Origin of the sequence: uncultured Rikenella sp. (assembly GCF_910577125.1) — a bacterium.
Lineage (GTDB): Bacteria > Bacteroidota > Bacteroidia > Bacteroidales > Rikenellaceae > Rikenella.
Window position 1 is genome coordinate 1 of the sequence record NZ_CAJTMN010000097.1, and the last position, 7314, is coordinate 7314.

The window sequence follows — 7314 nt, forward strand, 5'->3', positions numbered from 1 at the left end:
CGCGGGCCCCACGTCCCGTGGACGGGAAATGCTTCGCATTTCCACTTTTCTGCTCTGCCCAACTCCCTCGCCCCGTTCTCTGTTTGCGTGCTTGCGCTCCACACACCTCACGTACCCTTTCGGATCCGCATAAAAAAAAGGGAGGCTCTGCAGAGCCTCCCCCTGAAATGCCGTTTCCAGCCGACGAAACACTCCCTTACACCAGCGCCAGCTTCAAGACCTCGTCCAGCGTCGTCACATAGTGGAACGTCAGCCCCTTGACATACTCCGGTTTGATCTCCTCGATATCCTTCCGGTTCTCCGCGCTGAGGATGATATCCGTAATCCCCGCCCGTTTCGCCGCCAGAATCTTCTCCTTGACCCCGCCCACCGGCAGCACCTTTCCCCGGAGCGTCGTTTCTCCCGTCATCGCATATCGCGCCTGCACCTTCCGTCCCGAGAAGACCGACGCCAGCGCCGTGACCATCGTGATCCCCGCCGACGGCCCGTCCTTCGGAATCGCCCCCTCCGGGACATGGATGTGAATGTCGTACTCCTCGAACATCTCCTGCGGGATACCCAGCTGTTCCGCGTGCGCCTTCACCCAGCCCAGCGCGATCGACGCCGACTCCTTCATCACATCCCCCAGGTTTCCCGTGATAATCAGGTTTCCCTTGCCCCGGTTGAGCGACGACTCGATGTAGAGAATGTCTCCCCCCACCTCTGTCCAGGCCAGCCCCGTCACCACCCCCACATGCTCGTTCCCCTCGTACATCTCGTTCAGGAACCTCGGCACCCCGAGAATCTTTTCCACCCCCTCCGGCGAGACAGTCACCTCGAACGGTTCCTCCATCCCGATCTCCTTCGCCCGGTAGCGGACGATCTTGGCGATCAGCTTGTCCAGCGTCCTGACCCCCGACTCCCGCGTGTACTCCGAAATAATCTTCTCGATCGACCTCTTGCCCAGCTTGAGCTTGTCCTCCGGCACCCCGTGCGCCTCCAGCTGCTTCGGCAGCAGATGGCGTTTGACGATCTCCACCTTTTCTTCCAGCAGATAGCCCGACACATTGATCATCTCCATCCGGTCGCGCAGCGCCGACGAGATATTCCCGATGTTGTTCGCCGTCGCGATGAAGAGCACCTTCGAGAGGTCGTACTCCGTGTCCAGGTAGTTGTCGTGGAACGTACTGTTCTGCTCCGGATCCAGCACCTCCAGGAGCGCCGACGCCGGATCCCCGTGGTTCGACTGACCCACCTTGTCGATCTCGTCCAGAATGATCACCGGATTCGATGACCCCGCCCGGCGAATCGTCTGCAGGATCCGCCCCGGCATCGCCCCGATATACGTCCGCCGGTGCCCCCTGATCTCCGCCTCATCGTGCATCCCCCCCAGCGAGATCCGGCCGAACTTCCGTTTGAGCGACGCCGCCACCGACTTTCCGAGCGACGTTTTTCCCACCCCCGGAGGCCCGTACAGACACAGGATCGGCGACTTCAAATCCCCCTTCAGCTTCAGCACCGCCAAGTGCTCCAATATCCGGTCTTTGACATCGTCCAGCCCGAAATGATCCGCATCCAGCAGCCGCTTCGCCCGCTTCAGGTCGAGATTGTCCTTCGTCACCTCCTCCCACGGCAGCTCCAGCATCAGTTGCAGGTAATTCATCTGCACCGAATACTCCGCCACCGCCGGATTCATCCGATCCAGCTTGTCCAGCTCCTTGAAGAACAGCTCTTTGACCTCCTCGCTCCACTTTTTCGTCTGCGCCTTTTCGCGCAGCTCCTCCACCTCCCGCTCCGCCGGATTTCCCCCCAGCTCGTCCTGAATCGTCCGGATCTGCTGCTGCAGGAAATACTCCCTCTGCTGCTGGTCGATATCCTCCTTCACCTTGCTTTGAATCTCGTTTTTGAGCTCGATCAGCTGCTGCTCCCTCACCAGAATCTCCAGCAGCTTCCGCGCCCGCGCAATCAGCCCCGGCGCCTCTAAGAGCGCCTGCCGATCCGCATCCGGCAGCTCGATATTCGAGCTGATGAAATTGATCAGCCCCCTTCTGCTGTCGATATTTTTGATCGCGAAGGTCGCCTCCTGCGGGATATTCGACGACAGACCGATAATCCGGAGCGCCACCTCCTTGACCGACTCGATCAGCGCATCCAGCTCGATATTGGCCTTATCCGGCGTCAGATCCTTGAGCGGCCGGACACTCGCCCTGAAGAACGGCTCCGAGCTGACGAACTCCTTGATTTCGAACTTCTCCACCCCGTGCAGGATCACCGTCAGATTTCCGTTCGGCATCTCCAGCACCTTCAGGATCCGTGCCGCCGTTCCCACCGCGTAGAGATCCTCCGGCCCCGGATTTTCCACCTCCGCATCCTTCTGGAGCAGCGCCCCCAGCATTCCCCCGTTCTGTTCCACCTCTTTGACCAGCTTCATCGACTTTTCGCGCCCCACCGTAATCGGCGTGATCGCCCCCGGGAAGAGCACCGAACTGCGCAGCGTCAGAATCGGCAACAACTCCGGCAGCGTCCCCCCCTGCGGTTCGTCATCCTCCGCCGCCACGATCGGAATCACCTGGCTCTTTCCGTCCAACACATCCGAGATACCCGACAACCGGTCGATCCACGTATTTTGTTTCTTGCTCATAATCAAACCTTTCTGTGCTATTTGGCCCACTGCCGCGCAGCGAGGCATTCTGCAAAAATATTAAAAAAACGCCGAACCCCTCCGCTTTATTTTTTGCCACCCCCTCCCCGAAGCGTTCGGTTAATCGGAAACAGTTTTGTAATTTTGTCCCTCTGCGTGCTTTGCAAAAAGCATGCAAAACGAAGGGAATCTTAAAAAACCGGACAAAATGACAGAGATACCTGCCAAATACGACCCCGCCCAGAAAGAAGACAAATGGTACGCCTACTGGATGGCGAACGGCTTCTTCCACTCCGAACCCGACGCCCGCCAGCCCTATACCATCGTGATCCCGCCGCCCAACGTGACCGGCGTGCTGCACATGGGCCACATGCTGAACAACACCATCCAGGACGTCCTCGTGCGCCGCGCCCGGATGCAGGGCTTCAACGCCTGCTGGGTTCCCGGCACCGACCACGCCTCCATCGCCACCGAAGCCAAAGTCGTCCAGAAACTCGCCAACGAAGGGATCAAGAAGAGCGACCTCACCCGCGAAGAGTTCCTTCGCCACGCCTGGGAATGGAAAGAGAAACACGGCGGCATCATCCTCGAACAGCTCAAGAAACTCGGCGCCTCCTGCGACTGGGCCCGCACCAAATTCACCATGGACGAACGGCTGAGCGACGCCGTCATCCACGTCTTCGTCGACCTCTATAATAAAGGGAAGATCTACCGCGGCGTCCGGATGGTCAACTGGGATCCCGCCGCTCTGACCGCCATCTCCGACGAAGAAGTCATCTATAAGGAAGAGCACGGGAAACTCTACTACCTGCGCTACATGGTCGAAAATCCGGACTCGGATTCCTCCGCGCCCCAATACGCCGTTGTCGCTACCACGCGTCCCGAGACCATTATGGGCGACACCGCCATGTGCATCAACCCCAACGACCCGAAAAACGCCTGGCTCAAGGGGCGGCGAGTGATCGTGCCCCTCGTCGGGCGGTCGATTCCCGTGATCGAAGACGAGTACGTCGACATCGAATTCGGGACAGGGTGCTTGAAAGTGACCCCCGCGCATGACGTGAACGACTACATGCTCGGCGAAAAGCACGGCCTGCCCAGCATCGACATCTTCAACGACAACGGCACCCTCAGCGAAGCCGCCGGGCTTTATGTCGGGATGGATCGCTTCGCCGTGCGTCAGCAGATCGAAACCGATTTACAAGAGGCCGGTCTGCTCGAAAAAGTCGAAGCCTACACCAACAAAGTCGGCACCTCCGAGCGGAGCGGCGCCGTCATCGAGCCGAAACTCTCCATGCAGTGGTTCCTTCGGATGGACCAACTCGCCCAACCTGCGTTGCGGGCAGTGATGGAGGATGTCATTAAGTTGGTTCCTGCCAAGTTCAAGAACACCTACCGCCACTGGATGGAAAACGTCAAAGACTGGTGCGTCAGCCGGCAGTTGTGGTGGGGGCAGCAGATACCTGCGTATTATATTCCGCAACAGTTCGGCGGCGGCTTTGTCGTTGCCGAGACCGCGTCAGAGGCGGTGGCTTTGGCCCGCGCCAAGAGCGGGAACGACACCTTGACCGAAGCCGACCTGACCCGCGATCCCGACGTGCTGGATACCTGGTTCAGCTCGTGGCTGTGGCCGCAATCGGTCTTCGACGGGATTTTGAACCCCGGGAACCCCGAGATCAGCTATTACTACCCGACCAACGACCTGGTTACGGCGCCCGAAATCCTCTTTTTCTGGGTCGCCCGGATGATTATCGCCGGCTACGAATATCAGGGCGAACGCCCCTTCAGCAACGTCTATCTGACCGGCATCGTGCGCGACAAACTGCGTCGGAAGATGAGCAAATCGCTCGGCAACTCGCCCGACCCGCTGGATTTGATCGCCAAGTACGGCGCCGACAGCGTGCGCGTGGCCATGATGCTCTGCTCCTCGGCCGGGAACGACATTATTTGGGACGAATCCCTGATCGAACAGGGCCGGAACTTCGGGAACAAAATCTGGAACTCCTTCCGTCTCATCAAGATGTGGGACACCCCCGAGGGCGCCTCTTTGCCCCAGCCCGAATCCGCCCGCGTCGCCGTCGAATGGTTCGGCGCGAAGCTCGCCGCCACCGTGGCCGAGATCGACGAACATTTTGCCGCGTTCCGTATTTCGGACGCCCTGATGAGCCTGTATCGACTCTTCTGGGACGACTTCTCCGGGTGGTACCTCGAGATGGTGAAACCCGCCTACGGCACCCCGATGGACGCCGTCACCTATCGCGCCACCATCGGCTACTTCGAGCAGCTCCTCCAGCAGCTCCACCCCTACATGCCCTTTATTACCGAAGAGATATGGCACTACATCGCCGATCGGGGGCCTCAGGAATCCATTATGGTGAGCCGCTACGTCCCGCAGTCGGTTACCGCCTCCGGCGCCCGCCTCGTCGACCGCTTCGAACTCGTGAAAGAGATCGTCGGCGGGATTCGTAACGTGCGGAAGAGCAAGAACATCGCCCCAAAAGAGCCCTTGGCGATGCTGTATGTTTCCGACGAGAACTACCCCTCGGAATTCGCCTCCATCCTCACGAAGATGGGGAACCTTTCCTCCGTCGCCGCTTTGGCTTCCGGCTCAGAGAAACCGACCGGCGCCTCGACCTTTATCGTGAAGACCACCGAATACCTCCTGCCCTTAGGCGATTTGGTACAAGTCGACGCCACCGCCGAGCGCGCGCGGATCGAGAAAGAGTTGGAGTATATGCGCGGTTTTTTGTCCAGCGTCGAGAAGAAGTTGTCGAACGAACGTTTCGTTCAGAACGCCCCCGCCTCGGTGATCGCCAACGAGCGCGCCAAGCAGGCCGATGCCTTGGCGAAGATCCGCGCCTTGGAAGCCCAGTTATCCACCCTTTCTTAGAGAGATGAGGATTGGAACGCAGCACACAGAGACGGCGACCCGTACCGGGTCGCCGTCTCTGTATTGCCTCGGAGAAAACGCTGATGAAACGGGCACCCCTATATCACGTTCCGCGATTTATCGTTATTTTTGCTCGCTGAAACGCGAAGTGAAACAGAGACCCATGGAAATGGAGCCTATCATCGCCCCGGTGGCACGCGAGCTGCTCGAAGCGGAGCTGACCCCTGCTCGCGAATGGCGCAAAACAAACAAAGGGGGAAATATTCTGTACACGCTCACGGCCGAGGAGTGTCCGAATGTCATGCGGGAGATCGGACGGCTTCGGGAGCTGTCGTTCCGCGAAGGGGGAGGAGGTACGGGAAAAGCGCTCGACATCGACGAGCTGGACACGGTTCGGGGTGGATACACGCAGCTGATCGCCTGGGATCCGGTGGCGCGGGAAATTATGGGGGGATACCGGTATATCCTCCCGCGTTCGACCCATCCGAAATACCTCTCGACGGAGCACTATTTCGAATTCAGCGACACGTTCCGGGAAAAGTATCTCCCGTACACGCTGGAGCTCGGGCGGTCGTTCGTGCAGCCGGCCTACCAGTCGAGAAACAATTCGAAGAGCCTCTTTGCGCTGGACAACCTGTGGGACGGTCTGGGTGCGATCGTCGTGCGGAATCCCGATGTGAAGTACTGTTTCGGGAAGGTGACGATGTACGGCGACTATGACAGGGAGGCGCGGAATATGCTGCTCTTTTTCCTCAAAAAGCACTTCCCGGATCGGGAACAGCTGATCCGGTCGAAGTATCCGGTGGAGTTGGATATGGATCCGGAAAAAATGGAGGCGCTGTTCGTGGGGAGGGACTATGCGGAGGATTACAAGATCCTTTCGCGCAAAATCCGCGAGATCAATGAGACGATTCCGCCGCTGATCAATGCGTACATGAGCCTCTCGCCGACGATGAAGGTGTTCGACACAGCGCTGAATCCGGACTTCGGAAACGTGGAGGAGACAGGCATTCTCATCACGCTGAGCGAGTTGTACGTCCAGAAGGTCGAGAGACATCTGTCGAATATCGAGTAGGGGCCTCGCTGCGGGCAGTTGAACCTTGAGTTCTGCGGAGCGTGAGGCGCGCGGTCAAAGAGTGGGGTAGAGGCTGTCTCGTTGGTTAAGGCCGCCGGCAGTTTGAGGATGCGTTAGCATCCGTCTAAAGTTTTTTCGGTTCCTTTTGTTCACAAAAGGAACAGTTCCAGCCGGGGCAATGACCGGATCGCGCGCCGCCGACAAAAGAAGCGATTCAACTATTTCGGCGATGAGCCGAAATAGTTGAATCGCCCAAGGCGCGCGGGAAAAGAGTGGGGTAGAGGCTGCCTCGTGGGTTAAGGCCGCCGGCAGTTTGAGGATGCGTTAGCATCCGTCTAAAGTTTTTTCGGTTCCTTTTGTTCACAAAAGGAACAGTTCCAGCCGGGGCAATGACCGGATCGCGCGCCGCCGACAAAAGAAGCGATTCAACTATTTCGGCGACGAGCCGAAAGAGTTGAATCGCCCAAGGCGCGCGAAAAGACATTGGGGTAGAGGCTGCCAATTGGGAGTGCGGCACGCACCGCCCGCCTGCCAAAAGAGGGATTTCGCTCGTTTTGCGGCGAGCAAAACCGAGATGAAATCCCAGCGGGCGACGGAAGCGGCGAAGCGATAGCGGAGCTGCAGTAAGGCGGACACGGGGGCCGGGAATTGGGCGAGGCTGTAGGCGGGCCGGGGCCAGCGAGGCCGGAAACGAGCTCCGCCGAGTTGCCGGCCTACGCCTGGGGTGGC

The 7314-nt window shown here is 59.0% G+C and carries 3 protein-coding genes; 2 read left to right on the forward strand and 1 reads right to left on the reverse strand.

Features of this window, described 5'->3' with window-relative positions; all coding sequences use genetic code 11:
- Positions 1-196: 196 nt before the first annotated feature.
- On the reverse strand, positions 197-2620 hold the full coding sequence (lon, locus tag QZ292_RS08755) for an endopeptidase La (RefSeq protein WP_294600630.1): 2424 nt from the start codon (positions 2618-2620) through the stop codon (positions 197-199).
- 208 nt (positions 2621-2828) lie between these two features.
- On the opposite strand from lon, the gene QZ292_RS08760 reads away from it, so the two are divergent.
- Together QZ292_RS08760 and QZ292_RS08765 are read left to right on the forward strand one after the other, a co-directional pair.
- Complete coding sequence (locus QZ292_RS08760; RefSeq protein ID WP_294600632.1) at positions 2829-5510, forward strand: valine--tRNA ligase; 2682 nt, start codon at positions 2829-2831, stop codon at positions 5508-5510.
- Between the two features lie 169 nt (positions 5511-5679).
- A complete protein-coding gene (locus QZ292_RS08765; RefSeq protein ID WP_294600634.1) occupies positions 5680-6585 on the forward strand; it encodes a GNAT family N-acetyltransferase in 906 nt (301 codons plus the stop codon).
- Positions 6586-7314: the final 729 nt, after the last annotated feature.

Excerpts from the sequence above, each read along its gene's own strand:
- lon (WP_294600630.1), bottom strand. The coding sequence starts at position 2,620 with ATGAGCAAGAAACAAAATACGTGGATCGACCGGTTGTCGGGTATCTCG.
- QZ292_RS08760 (WP_294600632.1), top strand. The coding sequence starts at position 2,829 with ATGACAGAGATACCTGCCAAATACGACCCCGCCCAGAAAGAAGACAAA.
- QZ292_RS08765 (WP_294600634.1), top strand. The coding sequence starts at position 5,680 with ATGGAGCCTATCATCGCCCCGGTGGCACGCGAGCTGCTCGAAGCGGAG.